Origin of the sequence: Curtobacterium sp. C1 (assembly GCF_021049325.1) — a bacterium.
GTDB classification, from domain to species: Bacteria; Actinomycetota; Actinomycetes; order Actinomycetales; family Microbacteriaceae; genus Curtobacterium; species Curtobacterium citreum.
In genome coordinates, this window is the sequence record NZ_CP088076.1 from 3,348,799 (window position 1) to 3,363,407 (window position 14,609).

The window sequence follows — 14,609 nt, forward strand, 5'->3', positions numbered from 1 at the left end:
GTGCTCCGTGGATCGCACGGTGCCATCGGGAACGGTCAGCGCGTCGCGGCGAGCGCCAGGTTCAGCTCGAGCACGTTGACGACCGGCTCACCGAGGAACCCGAGCTGCCGGGACTCGGTGTGCTCGTCGACGAGCTTCCGGACGGCGTCGGCGGACAGCCCGCGGGCCGAGGCCACCCGGGACACCTGCTGGAGCGCGTACTCCGGGCTGATGTCGGGGTCGAGCCCGGAGCCGGACGCCGTGACCGCGTCGGCGGGGACGTCCGCGGCGGACACCCCGTCGGCCTTCGCCAGCGCGGCGCGGCGCTCCTCGACGGCCTTCGTCAGGTCGGGGTTCGACGGGCCGAGGTTCGAGCCGGACGAGGCGTTCGCGTCGTAGCCCTTCTCGCCCGCGGCGCTCGGACGCGACTGGAACCAACGGTCGGCGTCCTTGCCGTCGAACGACTGCCCGATGAGGGACGAGCCGACGACCTTGCCCGACGAGTCGGTGACCATCGAGCCGTTGGCCTGGTCGTGGAAGGCGGCCTGGCCGACGCCCCACACCGCGAGCGGGTAGGCGACGCCGAGGACGACGGTGGACAGGAGGGTGAGGCGGATCGCCACACCCGTGGAGCGGAAGGTGGACCGTACGGATGCCATTGGACTAGAACCCCGGGATGAGACCGACGACGAGGTCGATCAGCTTGATGCCGACGAAGGGGACGATGACGCCGCCGAGCCCGTAGACGAGCAGGTTGCGTCCGAGGACGGACGACGCGGAGGCCGCCCGGTAGCGCACGCCGCGCAGGGAGAGCGGGATGAGCGCCACGATGACGAGGGCGTTGAAGACGACCGCGGACAGGATCGCGGACGACGGGCTGTGCAGCCCCATGATGTTGAGCGCCGCGAGGCTGGGGAACGCCGCCTGGAACATGGCCGGGATGATCGCGAAGTACTTCGCGACGTCGTTGGCGATGGAGAAGGTGGTGAGCGCGCCGCGGGTGATGAGCAGCTGCTTGCCGATCCGGACGATGTCGATGAGCTTCGTCGGGTCGGAGTCGAGGTCGACCATGTTGCCGGCCTCCTTCGCGGCGGTGGTGCCGGTGTTCATCGCCACGCCGACGTCCGCCTGCGCCAGGGCGGGGGCGTCGTTCGTGCCGTCACCGGTCATCGCGACGAGGTTGCCGCCTTCCTGCTCCCGCTTGATGAGCGCGAGCTTGTCCTCCGGGGTGGCCTCGGCGAGGAAGTCGTCGACGCCGGCCTCGGCGGCGATCGCCTTCGCGGTGCGCGGGTTGTCGCCGGTGATCATCACCGTGCGGATGCCCATGCTCCGGAGCTCGGCGAACCGGGCTGCCATGCCGTCCTTCACGACGTCCTTCAGGTGCACGACGCCGAGCAGGGCGACGGCGCCCGACGCGTCCCGGCGTCCGACGACGAGCGGCGTCCCGCCCTGGTCGGAGATCTCGGCGACCGTGGCGTCCACCGCGGCCACGACCGCGGGGTCGGCGTCCCCGGCCCAGGCGAGCACGGCGGCCGCGGCGCCCTTGCGGATCTGCGCACCGTCGGCCAGGTCGAGGCCGGACATCCGGGTCTGCGCGGTGAACGGCACCTCGGTCGCCCCGGCGGGGTTGCCCGGCGTGACACCGTCGGCCGCTGCGAGCGTCACGATCGAGCGACCCTCGGGGGTGCTGTCCGCGGCGCTCGACAGCGCGGCGGCCTCGAGCAGCGTGCGCTCGGGCACCCCGGGGACCGGCACCACGCGCGAGGCCTGGCGGTTGCCGTACGTGATCGTGCCGGTCTTGTCGAGCAGCAGGGTCGTGATGTCACCGGCGGCCTCGACCGCACGGCCGGACATCGCCAGGACGTTGTGCTGCACGAGCCGGTCCATGCCGGCGATGCCGATCGCGGAGAGCAGCGCGCCGATGGTGGTCGGGATGAGGCAGACGAGCAGGGCGATGAGCACCGGCACGCTGACGGTCGCGCCGACCAGGCCGGCGATGGGCTGCATCGTCAGGCAGACGATCACGAACACGATCGACAGCGACGCGAGCAGGATGTTCAGCGCGATCTCGTTCGGCGTCTTCTGCCGAGCCGCCCCCTCGACCAGGCGGATCATCCGGTCGATGAACGTCTCGCCGGGGGTCGAGGTGATCCGCACGACGATCCGGTCGGACAGCACCCGGGTGCCGCCCGTCACGGCGCTGCGGTCGCCGCCGGACTCGCGGATGACGGGCGCGGACTCGCCGGTGACGGCCGACTCGTCGACGCTCGCGATGCCGTCGACGACGTCGCCGTCACCGGGGACGACCTCGCCGGCCACGACGACCACGACGTCCCCCTTGGCGAGGTCGACGGAGGCGAGCTCCTCGGTCTCGGCGTGCAGGGCGGCAGGGTCGCCGGTCGCGTCGTACCCACGGACGCGCTGCGCGCTCGTGGTGGACCGGGTCTTCCGCAGGGTGTCGGCCTGCGCCTTGCCCCGGCCCTCGGCAACGGCCTCGGCCAGGTTGGCGAAGACGACGGTCAGCCAGAGCCACACCGCGATCGCGGCGGTGAAGACGGACGGCTCGACGAAGGCGGTCACCGTGGTGAGCGCGGCACCGACCTCGACGATGAACATGACGGGGTTGCGCCACATCAGGCGCGGGTCCAGCTTGCGCAGGGCACCCGGGAGGCCCGCCGCCAGTTGTCGGGGTCCGAAGGCGGACGAGGTGGTCGGCCTGGAGGCGGTGGTCGTCTCCGGCGCGTCGGTCGCGGTGGTCATTGCAGTGTCCTTGGACATCGGCTGGGCTTTCATCGGGCGAGTGCTTCTGCGAGCGGTCCGAGGGCGAGGACCGGGAAGTAGGTCAGGGCGGTGACGATCACCGCGACGGCGCCGAGCAGGCCGACGAACAGCGGTCGGTGGGTCGGCAGCGTGCCGCTGGTCTCGGGCACCTTGTCCTGGGCGGCGAGCGACCCGGCGAGCGCCAGGACGAGCGCGATCGGGATGAACCGACCGAGCAGCATCACGACGCCGAGCGCTGAGTTCATCCACGTCGTGTTCGCGGTCAGGCCGCCGAACGCCGAGCCGTTGTTGTTCGCGCCCGAGGTGAAGGCGTACAGCAGCTCGGACAGGCCGTGGTTGCCGGGGTTGAACAGGCTCGTGCCGAGGACCTGCTCACGGACGCCGGGGATCGCCAGGGACAGTCCGGTGCCGAGCAGCGCCAGGGTCGGCGTGACGAGGATGTAGAGCGCCGCGAAGGTCATCTCGCGGGCGCGGATCTTCTTGCCGAGGTACTCCGGCGTGCGTCCGACGAGCAGTCCGCCGATGAACACCGTGATGACCGCGAGCACGAGCATGCCGTACAGGCCGGAGCCGACGCCGCCGGGGCTGATCTCGCCGAGCATCATGTTGAGGAGCGCCATCATGCCGCCGATCGGCGTGAAGCTGTCGAACATGCCGTTCACGGCGCCGGTGGACGTGGCGGTGGAGGTCGTCCCGAAGAGGGTCGTGCCGAGGATGCCGAAGCGCACCTCCTTGCCCTCCATCGCGGCACCGGCCGCCTGGGTCGCGGTCCCGCCGCCGGCGAGCTCGGCGATCGACATCACCGAGAGCGACACGAGGAAGATCGCGCCCATCACGGCGAGGATCGCGTAGCCCTGGCGGTCGTCGCCCACCAGTCGCCCGAAGGTGCGCGGCAGCGAGAACGGGATGACGAGCATGAGGAAGACCTCGACGAGGTTCGTCCACGCCTGCGGGTTCTCGAACGGGTGCGCCGAGTTCGCGTTGAAGTAGCCGCCACCGTTCGTGCCGAGCTCCTTGATCGCCTCCTGCGACGCGACGAAGCCGTCCGGGATGTGCTGCGTGCCTCCGGCGAGGGTGGTGACGTCGATCCCGGAACCCCAGGACTGCACGACGCCGCCCGCGATGAGCACGATCGCGAACACGAACGCGCCGGGCAGCAGCAGCCGACCGGTGCCGCGCACCACGTCGACCCAGACGTTGCCGAGCGTGCCGGACTTCCGGCGGGCGAACCCGCGGACCAGGGCGACGGCGACCGCGAGGCCGACCGCTGCGGACAGGAAGTTCTGCACCGCGAGGCCCGCCATCTGCACGGAGTAGCCGAGGGTGGCCTCGGGCGAGTAGGACTGCCAGTTCGTGTTCGTGACGAAGGACGCCGCCGTGTTGAAGGCGAGCGACGGCCCGACGTTCGGCAGCCCGAGGTCGCCCGGCAGCACGACCTGGATGCGCTGCAGCAGGTAGACGACGAACACCCCGACGACGCTGAAGAGCAGCACGCCGCGCAGGTACGCGGGCCAGGACTGCTCGGCGTCGGGGTCGACCCCGATCACCCGGTACACACCGCGCTCGACGCGGCTGTGCTTGGTCGGGGTGTACACGTGCGCCATCCAGTCGCCGACCGGACGGTACGCGACGACGAGGAGCAGGACGAGGGTCGCGACCTGGGCGATGCCGGCCCACGACTCCGCTGCTGATGAACCCAGCGCGATGGAGCCCGCCATCAGAAGCGCTCCGGGTGGACCAGGGCCCACACCAGGTAGACGACCGATGCGATGCCGAGGACGGCTGCGGCGATGGTGACGACGATCACAGCCGCTCCACCCCCTTGGCGATGAGTGCCACCACGCCGAACACGGCGAGGACACCGGCGACGACGAAGACGTCGAACACGAGGGACTCCAGGGTTGCTGCGGGGTCCGAGCCGGGCGGTTCGGGCCGCACCACGTGTGGTGCGGAACCGATGCTGGATCCGGTGACGCGCCTCCAGGCCGGTCCTAACGGGATCCTGACGGCCTGCTGACGGACGCATGCGCCGCCCTAACGCCCGTCGCCGATCGCCTCCTGCAGCCGACCGGTGAGCGCGGCGACCGCGGCGCGGAGCGCGTCCGGCTCCTCGACCGCGAAGGGCACGGTGGACGCGGCGAACGCTCCCGCGAGCCCGTCCCAGGACCACGACCCGCGGGTGATCCGGCTGCGGCCGTCGTCGAGCGCCTCGACGACGGCGTCCTCCGGCAGGAACGGGGCGATCCGCGCCGCGTCCTCGGCGCGCACCAGCACGGAACCCGTGCACGGCCAGGCGTCGTCGCGGTCCGAGCCCCGGAACCGCGCCGACACGAACGCGGCGACGTCCCCGCCCGGCACCGGACGCGGGGTGAACGGGAGCCGGGTCGGCATCCGCGGCGCGATCCGGTCGACGCGGTAGGTCCGCCAGTCGTCGCGCTCGGGCTCCCACGCGAGCAGGTACCAGCGGCCACTCCGCGCGACGACCGCGTGCGGCTCGACCCGGTGCAGGGTGTCGCGCTCGCCGTAGCCGAAGCGCAGGACCTCGTGGCGGTGCACGGCTGCGCTCACGGCGACCAGCACCTCCGGGTCCGCGCGCGTCGTACCGGGTGCGGTGACGGCGTTCACGAGGTCCACGCGGTTCCGGAGGTGCTCCGGCATGACCTGTCGGACGGTGGTGAGCGCCCGGGCGGCCGCCTCGGCGATGTCGGCACCGGAGGCGGGCGCCACGGCGAGGGCGAGGGCGACCGCGACGGCCTGCTCGTCGTCGAAGAGCAGCGGCGGCAGGTCGGACCCGGCGCCCAGGCGGTACCCGCCCGCCGGCCCGCGCACGGCCTCGACCCGGTAGCCGAGGTCGCGGAGCCGGTCGACGTCGCGGCGCAGGGTCCGCGGGCTGACGGCCAGTCGGGTCGCGAGTTCGTCGCCCGGCCACTCGCGGTGTACCTGCAGCAGGGAGAGCAGCGCGAGCATGCGCGAGGACGGACCGGACATGTCGACGATCATGCCGCGAGAAGCGGTCATGATCTGACCGCAATGCCCGTCATCCTCGTCCCATGAGCATCGAGACCACGACCCACATCAACTTCGACGGACAGGCCCGCGAGGCCCTCGACTTCTGGGCGGCTGCCTTCGGCGGCACCGTGCAGGCGACCACCTACGGCCAGATGGGCGCGTCGCAGGACCCGGCCTGGGCCGACCGGATCGTCTTCGGCCAGGTCGCCACCGAGGCCGGCTTCCGCATCATGGCGTTCGACGTCTGGCCGGACCAGCCGTACGACCAGGGCACGAACGGCTTCTACGTCTTCGTGCACGGCGACGACGCGGACGAGGTCACCCGGTACTGGGACGGGCTGTCCGAGGGCGCCGAGGTGCGGCAGCCGCTCGGGCCGTCGCCGTGGGCGCCGCTCGCCGGGCAGCTGCGCGACCGGTTCGGGGTCGTGTGGCAGCTGGACGTGGCGGCACCGCAGGGCTGAGGCGGGGCGGGTGGCGCGCGGGCGCGGCTGCGTCGGCGCGCGTCGTCGATGGAGCAGAAGACGTCGGGTCCGTTCCGGCGACCCGACGTCTTCTGCTCCACGAACGCCGAGGCCGAGCACCAGACGCGCAGCGCCCTCAGCCCACCGGCGTCCAGGTACTCACCGTCACCGCCGCCGTGACGGTCGCCGACGCGAAGGTCCGCTCCGGGTCCACGTGGTGGTGACTCGGCCCCATGTGCACCACGTCGTGCACGTCATCCGCGGTCAGCTCCATCGACCACGTCAGGTCGTCCGAGCTCCGCAGCACGAACGACGGTGTCAACGAGTCGTGCAGCCGCCGCTCCTTCTCCGGGTCCACCGCGATGGTCGCCTCGGCGAGCTCCGTCAGGTGGCCGGTCCGCGGGGTCACCACCGCCAGGACCCCCGCCGGGTGCAGCACCCGCGCGTACTCCCGCTGGTTGCGGGGCGCGAAGACGTCCAGCACGACCGCGGCTGCGTCGTCGACGGCCGGGAGGCGCTCGGTCACGTCCCCGACGACGGCTCCCGCCCGCGGGTGGATGCGCGCGGCACGACGGATCGCCACGGCGGACAGGTCCAGCGCGACGCCGAGGCGGTCGGCCGCGGCCCCGGTCTCGAGGGCGTGGGCCAGGTACGTGCCGGGCCCGGACCCGACGTCGAGCACGACTCCGGGCGCCGTCGCCTCGGCGACCACAGCGGCGAGCGCCCGCTCCACCGGGGCGTAGTGCCCGCGGCCGAGGAAGCGCAGCCGGGCGTCGACCATCGCGGGCGTGTCCGCGGTCAGCGCGCGGCGCTTCGCGGGCAGCAGCGTCAGGTGGCCCTGCTTCGCCTCGTCGTACCGGTGTCCGGTCGCGCAGCCCACCGAGCCGTCGGCGACACGGGCGAGCGGCTCGGCGCAGACGGGGCAGGCGAGCACGGGGAGCAGGTCGTCGCGCACCCCCACAGCGTACGCAGCGTCGATACCCTGGCCCGATGTCGCTCGAGCAGCTCTTCGGTCTGGACGGGCGTCGCGCCCTGGTGACCGGCGGGAGCTCGGGCATCGGGCGGGCGATCGCGGAGGCACTGGCGGACGCCGGGGCGCACGTGGTGGTCGCGGCCCGGACCCGCTCCACGATCGACGAGGCCGTCGCCGCGATCGTGCACGCGGGCGGATCGGCCGCGGGCCTCGTCGCGGACCTGTCGACCCGGGGCGGCGCCCACGCCCTGGCCGATGCCGTCGGTGAGGTCGACGTCCTGGTCAACTCGGCGGGGATCAACCTGCGCCCGCCGATGCCGGAGCTCGACGAGGCCACCTGGGACGCGACGATGGCCGTGAACCTCGATGCACCGTTCGTCCTCGGGCAGCGGCTCGCGCCGGGCATGGCGGCACGCGGGTACGGCCGGATCATCGGCATCAGCTCGCAGCAGGCCCACCGACCGTTCGCCGCGAGCGGCGCCTACGGGGTCTCCAAGGCCGCCCTGGAGGCACTGGTCCGGTCGCAGGCAGAGGCCTGGTCGGGCCGTGGGGTCACTGCCAACGTCCTGGTGCCCGGGTTCGTGCAGACCGCGCTGAACCGACGGCTCTCCGCCGATCCGGAACGGGTCGCCGCGCTCGCGGCCCGCACGCTCGTCGGCCGGAACGGCGAGGCCTCGGACTTCGCGGCCGCGGCGGTCTTCCTCGCCGGGCCCGGGTCCGCCTACGTCACGGGACAGTCGATCGCCGTCGACGGCGGGTTCTCGGTGCACTGAGGCGACGGCTCGGTAGCGTCGGTCCATGGCCGTCATCCACCGCGCGACACTCCGACCGTCCAAGGCCGAGGCCCTCGCCGCCTGGCTCCCGGCCCAGCCGTGGAGCGGCCTGACGGCGGGCGATCCCGTCGAGGTCGTGACGCGCTTCCGCTTCGACGACCCCGCGGGCGAGGTCGGCGTCGAGGTGCTCCTCGTGCAGACCCCGGACGGCCGGCTCCTGCACACCCCGCTGACGTACCGCGGAGCGCCGCTCGACGCTGCTCGGGCGCACCTCGTCACCGAGATGGACCACTCCGTGCTCGGTCGCCGCTGGGTGTACGACGCCGCCGGTGACCCGGTCTACGCCGACGTCGTGCGGCGCGCGATCGCGACGGGCGGCCACGAGGCCGAGCTCGAGCGTGCCGACGGCACCGGGCGCCTCGACAAGGAGGCGACGGCGCACGGGAGCGGCACGGCGGCGGTCTCCCCCACGGTGACGACGGTCGCGGCGCACACCGACGGCACCGAGACGACCGTCCGGACCGACCACGGCGACCTCGTGGTGCTCCGGGTCGTCGGTCTCCCGGTCCCAGAAGGCGAGACCTTGACCGCGGCGTGGGGCGACCGGCACGTGGTCGTCGCGGTGCTGCCCGCCTGACCGACGTCGCGGACGCTCCCCGACCCCGCCGGCAACGTGCCCCGTTCGGGGGACTCCGAGGGAACCGGCGTCTGATTGCAATGTGCAACTTCGACGGAGGTCCCCCTGGTCGGCGCTCCTGCCCGCCTCGGTGGTCGTCGCGACCGCGACGCAGGACCTCGAGGGGACCCTCGCCGACGACGAGGCGGCCGCGGTCGCAGGAGCGCTGCCCGCCCGCCGAGCGGAGTTCCTGACCGGACGGCTGCTCGCCCGCCGCGCCCTGGCGGCGACCGGGATCCGCGCGGGGACCCTGCCGGTCGCGCGGGACGGCGCGCCCGTCTGGCCCGAGGGGGTCGTCGGCACGATCACGCACTGCACCGGACTCCGCGCGTGCGCCGTCGGACGCCGCGACGAGCACGCCGGCATCGGCATCGACGCGACCCCGGCGGCACCGCTGCCCGCGGGGGTGCTCGCACGCATCGCGGACCTGGACAGCACGCCGGTCACGGCCGGTCTGCGTGCGCTGCGCCGGATCGGGGTTGAGAGTCCGGACAGCGTGCTGCTCGCCGCGTCCGAGGCGGTCGCGAAGGCGCGGACCGCGGCGCACGGCGGCTGGTTCGGCATCGACGGCGCAACCGTCGAGCTGCACCGGGACGGCAGCTTCACCGCGACCGAGCGCCGGGGGCCGGCGTTCACCGCGACGGGCCACTGGGCGGTTGACCGGGGGACGGCACTGGCGGGGGCGGCGCTGGCGGGGGCGGCGCTCCACGAGCGCTGAGACGGACGCGCAGGGGCGCGCCCGAGGAACGACGAAGGGACGAACGATGGACCAGCACCACGACGACACGTCGGTCGAGGCGGTGTTCGCGCAGCACGCGGACCGCACCGCCCTGCGGCACCGGGACGGCACGACCGTCACCGACACGAGCTTCCGGGAGCTCTGGGACCGCGCCGGGTCGGTCGCGGCCGTCCTGGGCGAGACCGTCTCGGCGGGCGACCGGGTCGCGGTGCTCGGCGCCGCGACCGCCGACGTCGTGACGCTCGAGCTCGCGGCCTGGATCCTCGGCGCGGTGACCGTGCCGCTGCAGACCAGCGCGCCGGTGTCGGCGCTCCGGGCGATCGTCGACGAGACCGAGCCGGTGTGGCTCGGCGTCGCGGCCGAGCACCTGCCGACGGCCCGGGCGGTGCTCGCGACGTCGGACGCCGCGGTGCGCACCGTGCTGCTGGACGCCGGCGACGAGGACGGGGACCAAGGCCTGCCGACGCTCGGCGCGCTCGTCGGCCGGGGCACCGACCTGTCCCGCCCGACGCCGTGGCACCCGGCTGCGGGCGAGGACCCGCTCGCGCTCCTGCTCTACACCTCCGGGAGCACCGGCACCCCGAAGGGCGCGATGTACACGCGGGCGATGGTCGAACGGCTGTGGCACGCGCTGCGCCCCGACCGCAGCGACCGCACCGCCCCGGACACCACCGCCGCCCCGGCCGCCGACGTCGTCGGGTACGCCTACCTGCCGATGAGCCACCTCACCGGACGCGCCGCCGTGCTCGCCACGCTCGGCCGCGGCGGGACCCTGGCGCTCGCGACCTCCACCGACCTGTCGACGCTGTTCGAGGACCTCCGGGTGTACGCCCCGACCGAGCTCGTCCTCGTGCCCCGCGTGGCCGAGATGATCCGACAGGAGGGCGAGCGCGAGGAACAGCGCCGCCTGGCCGGGGCAGGGGCGGATGCGGACGCGACCGACCCGGCCGCCGTCCGCGCCGCCGTGCAGGCCGACCTGCGCGTCCGAGCGCTCGGCGGACGGATCCGGCAGGCGATCTGCGCGAGCGCACCCCTGACCCCCGAGCTCCGCGCGTACGTCGAGGACTGCCTCGGGACGACCCTGCACGACCTCTACGGCTCGACCGAGGCCGGCAGCATCCTGCGCGACGGGGTCGTCCAGCAGCCGCCGGTCACCGAGCACAAGCTCGTCGACGTCCCCGAGCTCGGCTACCGGACCACCGACCGACCCCACCCGCGCGGCGAGCTGCTCGTGAAGAGCACGGCCGTGATCCCCGGGTACTTCCGCCGCCCGGACGTCACCGCCGCGGTCTTCGACGAGGACGGCTTCTACCGCACCGGCGACGTGATGGCGCAGACCGGGCCGGACACGTACGCGTACCTCGACCGCCGGAACAACGTGATCAAGCTCTCGCAGGGCGAGTTCGTCGCCGTCGCCGCGCTCGAGGCGACCTACGGCGGCACTCCCGAGGTCCGCCAGGTCGCCCTGCACGGGGACAGCCGGCACGCGTTCCTGCTCGCCGTGGTCGTCCCCACCGACCCGGCGGCGACCGAGCGCGACGTCCTCGCCGCCCTGCAGCGCACCGCGCGGGAGCACGGACTCGCCCCGTACGAGGTGCCCCGCGGCGTGATCGTCGAGCCGGACCCCTTCACGGTCGAGAACGGCATGCTCTCCGACGCCCGGAAGCTCCTGCGCCCGCGCTTCACCGAGCGCTACGGCGAGCGCTTCGCCGCGGTGTACGACGCCGCCGACGCGCAGCAGAGCGGCACCCTCGTCGCGGCCCTCCGCGAGCACGTGGCCGACGAGCCGGTCGTCGACACGGTGGTCCGTGCGGCGCAGGAGTTCCTGCACGCCGAGGTGTCCCCCGAGACCGCCGCGGCCGCACGCTTCTCGGACCTCGGCGGCGACTCGCTCTCCGCCCTGACCTTCTCGGGGATCCTCGAGGACGTGTTCGACGCCGAGGTCCCCGTCGGCGTGATCACCGACCCGACAAACGACCTCGCCGCCGTCGCCGCGTTCGTCGAGCGGTCCGCCGCGGACGACCGACCGACCCTCGCCCGCGTGCACGGCGCCGACCCGACGGTGCTGCGCGCGGCGGACCTGCGCCTCGACCGGCTGCTCGGCACCGTCCCCGAACCGGTCGGGCGGCCCACGGCGAGCCGGGCAGCAGCGGACCCGGCAGCGGACCGGGCAGCTGACGCCGGGACCGACGCGGGGACCCGCACCGTCCTGCTCACCGGCGGCAACGGCTACCTCGGACGCTTCACGGTCATCGACTGGCTCGAGCGGCTCGCCCCCGTCGGCGGCACCCTGGTCTGCCTGGTGCGCGGTGCCGACGACGCGGACGCCCGACGTCGCCTCGAGGTCGCGTTCGCCGCCGACCCCGCCTTCGTCGCGCGGCTCGGCGAGCTCGACGGCGCGCTCGAGGTGGTCGCCGGTGACGTCAGCGAGCACCTGCTCGGCCTCGACGAGGCCCGGTGGCGGGACCTCGCCGCCCGCGTGGACCTCGTCGCGCACGCCGCGGCCCTCGTGAACCACGTGCTGCCGTACTCCGCGCTGTTCGGCCCGAACGTGGTCGGCACCGCCGAGGTCCTGCGCCTCGCGATCGCCGCCGGGAGCGTCCCGGTCACGTTCGTGTCGAGCGTCGCCGTCGCCGGCGGTGCCCGACCGAGCACCACCGAGGACGTCGCACCCGACGCCCCGGCTGCGCTCGACGAACGGGCGGACATCCGCACGACGATCCCGGAGTGGACGGTCGCGGACGAGTACGCGAACGGCTACGGCGCGAGCAAGTGGGCGAGCGAGGTGCTGCTCCGCGAGGCGCACGAGCACCACGGTGTCCCCGTCGCCGTGTTCCGCTCCGACATGGTCCTGGCGCACCCCCGCTGGCGCGGCCAGGTGAACCTGCCCGACGTGTTCACGCGGCTGGTCTGGAGCGTGCTCGCGACGGGCCTCGCGCCGGCGTCGTTCGTGCAGCGCGCACCGGACGGCTCACGGCAGCGGTCGCACTACGACGGGCTGCCCGCGGACTTCACGGCCGCCGCGATCGACGCGATCGGCGCGGCGGTCACCTCGGGCCACCACACCTACAACGTCGTGAACCCGCACGACGACGGCGTCTCGCTCGACACCTTCGTCGACTGGCTGGTCGAGGACGGCCACCCGGTCGAGCGGATCGCGGACCACGCCGAGTGGGTCACGCGGTTCCGGGAGGCCCTGACGGCCCTGCCGGACGAGGACCGCGCCCGATCGGTGCTGCCGCTGATGCACGCGTTCGCCGTCCCGGAGGCACCGCACGCCGGCTCCGCGATCCCCGCCGACGGCTTCGCCGCCGCGGTCCGCCGGGTCCGGCCGCTCGGCTCCCCGACCATCCCGTCGCTCGACCACGCGCTCATCGCGAAGGTCGCGGACGACCTCGCGTTCCTGGGGCTGCTCTCGCCGGCACGCGCCGGCGCGCGCTGACGGGCCGCACCCCACCGGACGGGAGGCACGGTGCCGGCCCGGCACGCCTCCCTCGCAGGCTCGGTCGGCGCGCCCCGCGCAACGCTCCGCGTTGCCGCTGAGCGGGTCGCGCCCGTCCGTCGCCTGGTCGCGTCGGACGCGACCGGCACCGCCGACGGGCACCCGCAGGGCCTGCCTGCGGAGCGGGTCGGCTGGCAGGATCGAGCACGTGAAGACACTGGAGTTGCCACAGACCGACCTCACCGCGTCCGACGTCGTCGTCGGGCTCATGCGGATCAACGACATGAGCGACGAGGACGTCCGGTCGCTGTACACGGCCTCGCGGGACGCGGGCGTCACGATGTTCGACCACGCCGCGATCTACGGCGGCTGGCACGGGTGCGAGGCCCGCTTCGGCGAGGCCGTCACGCTGTCGTCCTCGGAGCGCGAGGCGATCCAGCTGCAGACCAAGGTCGGCATCCGGCAGGGGTACTTCGACTTCTCGTACGAGCACATCGTCGAGTCGGTGCACGAGTCGCTCGAGGCGCTTCGGACGGACTACGTCGACGTCCTGCTGCTGCACCGGCCCGACGCCCTGGTCGAGCCCGAGGAGGTCGCCCGCGCCTTCGACGAGCTGCACGCCGCCGGCAAGGTGCACCACTTCGGCGTCTCGAACCACACGCCCGGTCAGGTCGACCTGCTCCGCCAGCACGTCCGGCAGCCGCTGGCGTTCAACCAGGTGCAGCTGAGCATCACGCACGCGAACGTCATCGCGCAGGGGGTCGCGGCCAACATGGGCGGCCTCGACCAGTCCATCGACCGGGACAACGACATCCTGAACCACGCACGGATGACCGGCGTGACGCTGCAGGCCTGGTCGCCGTTCCAGAAGGGGTTCTTCGACGGCGTGTTCCTGGGCGACCGGGAGCAGTACGCCGAGCTGAACGACGTGCTCGACGAGGTCGCGGCCGCGCACGGGGTGACCCCGACGGGCATCGCCGTGGCGTGGATCACCCGACACCCCGCGCACTTCCAGGTGGTGCTCGGCACGACGAACCCGCAGCGCGTCCGGGACGCCGCTGCCGGGTCGGACGTCGTGCTCTCCCGCGAGGAGTGGTACCGGATCTTCACCGCCGCGGGACACACCGTCCCCTGAGCGCGCCCGGGCGTCGGCGGCGCTCGGCACAACCGGAAGCACGCCGAACCGCGGAATCCCGTGGCGCGGCGTGCTCCCGGTCGTGCGGGAGCACGCCGAACCACCCGGCGGCCGGGGCCCCCGCGCCCGGCTCAGTCCGCGTCGCGGGGCGCGCTCGGCACGGCGACGTCCACGGGTGACACCCGGGTCGGGTCGGCGGACGCACCACCGACCACGTCGAACGAGATCCCGAGCGCGGCCGCCGTCTCGGCGTCGAGCTCCAGCCCGTCCTCGTCCACCTGGTCCTCGGGGATCGCGCGACCCTGCGACGGGTCGAACGAGTTCGCAATCGACATGCCGGAGAGCATGCCCGCCGCGCTTGGCAATCCGCGGGGAGCACGCGGTGGGGACTCAGAGGTCGTCGGGGTGCAGCCGCTCACCCGCCTGCGGGCGTCGGAACACCGGGCCGCCGCCGGCCTCGTCCTCCTCGTGGTGGTCGACCGGCCCGCGGGTGGGATCGGCCGCGTCCGGACCGACGTCGGCCCCGCGGTCCTCCTCCACCTCGAGTTCGGTCGCGTCCGAACCGTCCACGGGGAGGTCGGCGCCTGGCTGTTCCGGATCGAACGGTGAACTCATCGACATGGTCGCAGCATGCTCCGGGC

15 protein-coding genes are annotated in these 14,609 nt (G+C 73.7%); 6 read left to right on the plus strand and 9 right to left on the minus strand.

The genetic code is table 11. The annotated features are described in order from the left end of the window. Positions 1–35 precede the first annotated feature (35 nt). From kdpC to LQK89_RS16095, 6 genes are all read right to left on the minus strand, one after another. The gene (kdpC, locus tag LQK89_RS16070) at positions 36–638 is read right to left on the minus strand and encodes a potassium-transporting ATPase subunit KdpC (RefSeq protein WP_175326854.1); all 603 of its coding nucleotides are present in this window, start codon (positions 636–638) and stop codon (positions 36–38) included. Between the two features lie 4 nt (positions 639–642). Continuing rightward, positions 643–2,739, minus strand: a complete 2,097-nt coding sequence (gene kdpB, locus LQK89_RS16075; RefSeq protein WP_231049682.1) for a potassium-transporting ATPase subunit KdpB — start codon at positions 2,737–2,739, stop codon at positions 643–645. Positions 2,740–2,768: 29 nt separating this feature from the next. Beyond that, on the minus strand, positions 2,769–4,478 hold the full coding sequence (gene kdpA, locus LQK89_RS16080) for a potassium-transporting ATPase subunit KdpA (RefSeq protein WP_231049683.1): 1,710 nt from the start codon (positions 4,476–4,478) through the stop codon (positions 2,769–2,771). After that, positions 4,478–4,567 (minus strand): potassium-transporting ATPase subunit F, encoded by a 90-nt coding sequence (locus LQK89_RS16085; RefSeq protein WP_058729515.1) that lies wholly within the window; start codon positions 4,565–4,567, stop codon positions 4,478–4,480. The genes kdpA and LQK89_RS16085 overlap by 1 nt, the downstream gene beginning before the upstream one ends. Then, positions 4,564–4,701 (minus strand): hypothetical protein, encoded by a 138-nt coding sequence (locus tag LQK89_RS16090; RefSeq protein WP_167509948.1) that lies wholly within the window; start codon positions 4,699–4,701, stop codon positions 4,564–4,566. The genes LQK89_RS16085 and LQK89_RS16090 overlap by 4 nt, the downstream gene beginning before the upstream one ends. 93 nt (positions 4,702–4,794) lie before the next feature. Further along, complete coding sequence (locus LQK89_RS16095) at positions 4,795–5,778, minus strand: helix-turn-helix transcriptional regulator (protein WP_231049684.1); 984 nt, start codon at positions 5,776–5,778, stop codon at positions 4,795–4,797. Between the two features lie 32 nt (positions 5,779–5,810). Between LQK89_RS16095 and LQK89_RS16100 the strand changes: the two genes are divergently transcribed. Further along, entirely contained in the window at positions 5,811–6,230 is a 420-nt protein-coding gene (locus LQK89_RS16100) for a VOC family protein (protein WP_175326851.1), read from the plus strand. A 136-nt stretch (positions 6,231–6,366) separates the two neighbouring features. Here the strand turns inward: LQK89_RS16100 and LQK89_RS16105 are convergent, their stop codons facing one another. Then, positions 6,367–7,185, minus strand: a complete 819-nt coding sequence (locus LQK89_RS16105) for a putative RNA methyltransferase (RefSeq protein WP_231049685.1) — start codon at positions 7,183–7,185, stop codon at positions 6,367–6,369. Between the two features lie 35 nt (positions 7,186–7,220). On the opposite strand from LQK89_RS16105, the gene LQK89_RS16110 reads away from it, so the two are divergent. The 5 genes from LQK89_RS16110 to LQK89_RS16130 all read left to right on the plus strand — a co-directional run bounded on the left by LQK89_RS16110 (position 7,221) and on the right by LQK89_RS16130 (position 13,968). Next, the gene (locus LQK89_RS16110) at positions 7,221–7,976 is read left to right on the plus strand and encodes an SDR family NAD(P)-dependent oxidoreductase (RefSeq protein WP_058740718.1); all 756 of its coding nucleotides are present in this window, start codon (positions 7,221–7,223) and stop codon (positions 7,974–7,976) included. A gap of 25 nt (positions 7,977–8,001) precedes the next feature. Next, positions 8,002–8,613 (plus strand): CG0192-related protein, encoded by a 612-nt coding sequence (locus tag LQK89_RS16115; RefSeq protein WP_231049686.1) that lies wholly within the window; start codon positions 8,002–8,004, stop codon positions 8,611–8,613. A gap of 82 nt (positions 8,614–8,695) precedes the next feature. After that, the gene (locus tag LQK89_RS16120) at positions 8,696–9,370 is read left to right on the plus strand and encodes a 4-phosphopantetheinyl transferase (RefSeq protein ID WP_141859433.1); all 675 of its coding nucleotides are present in this window, start codon (positions 8,696–8,698) and stop codon (positions 9,368–9,370) included. A 46-nt stretch (positions 9,371–9,416) separates the two neighbouring features. Continuing rightward, positions 9,417–12,833: a thioester reductase domain-containing protein gene (locus tag LQK89_RS16125; RefSeq protein WP_231049687.1), complete on the plus strand. Its 3,417-nt coding sequence runs from the start codon at positions 9,417–9,419 to the stop codon at positions 12,831–12,833. A gap of 208 nt (positions 12,834–13,041) precedes the next feature. Beyond that, positions 13,042–13,968: an aldo/keto reductase gene (locus LQK89_RS16130; protein WP_231049688.1), complete on the plus strand. Its 927-nt coding sequence runs from the start codon at positions 13,042–13,044 to the stop codon at positions 13,966–13,968. Positions 13,969–14,099: 131 nt separating this feature from the next. Here the strand turns inward: LQK89_RS16130 and LQK89_RS16135 are convergent, their stop codons facing one another. Next, positions 14,100–14,303 (minus strand): hypothetical protein, encoded by a 204-nt coding sequence (locus LQK89_RS16135; RefSeq protein WP_141859439.1) that lies wholly within the window; start codon positions 14,301–14,303, stop codon positions 14,100–14,102. A 55-nt stretch (positions 14,304–14,358) separates the two neighbouring features. Further along, positions 14,359–14,589, minus strand: a complete 231-nt coding sequence (locus LQK89_RS16140) for a hypothetical protein (RefSeq protein WP_231049689.1) — start codon at positions 14,587–14,589, stop codon at positions 14,359–14,361. Between the last annotated feature and the right edge of the window lie 20 nt (positions 14,590–14,609).

Bases quoted from the DNA above. Each gene is read 5' to 3' on its own strand.
- kdpC (WP_175326854.1), bottom strand. From the start codon at position 638: ATGGCATCCGTACGGTCCACCTTCCGCTCCACGGGTGTGGCGATCCGC.
- kdpB (WP_231049682.1), bottom strand. From the start codon at position 2,739: ATGACCACCGCGACCGACGCGCCGGAGACGACCACCGCCTCCAGGCCG.
- kdpA (WP_231049683.1), bottom strand. From the start codon at position 4,478: ATGGCGGGCTCCATCGCGCTGGGTTCATCAGCAGCGGAGTCGTGGGCC.
- LQK89_RS16095 (WP_231049684.1), bottom strand. From the start codon at position 5,778: ATGACCGCTTCTCGCGGCATGATCGTCGACATGTCCGGTCCGTCCTCG.
- LQK89_RS16100 (WP_175326851.1), top strand. From the start codon at position 5,811: ATGAGCATCGAGACCACGACCCACATCAACTTCGACGGACAGGCCCGC.
- LQK89_RS16110 (WP_058740718.1), top strand. From the start codon at position 7,221: ATGTCGCTCGAGCAGCTCTTCGGTCTGGACGGGCGTCGCGCCCTGGTG.
- LQK89_RS16115 (WP_231049686.1), top strand. From the start codon at position 8,002: ATGGCCGTCATCCACCGCGCGACACTCCGACCGTCCAAGGCCGAGGCC.
- LQK89_RS16125 (WP_231049687.1), top strand. From the start codon at position 9,417: ATGGACCAGCACCACGACGACACGTCGGTCGAGGCGGTGTTCGCGCAG.
- LQK89_RS16135 (WP_141859439.1), bottom strand. From the start codon at position 14,303: ATGTCGATTGCGAACTCGTTCGACCCGTCGCAGGGTCGCGCGATCCCC.
- LQK89_RS16140 (WP_231049689.1), bottom strand. From the start codon at position 14,589: ATGTCGATGAGTTCACCGTTCGATCCGGAACAGCCAGGCGCCGACCTC.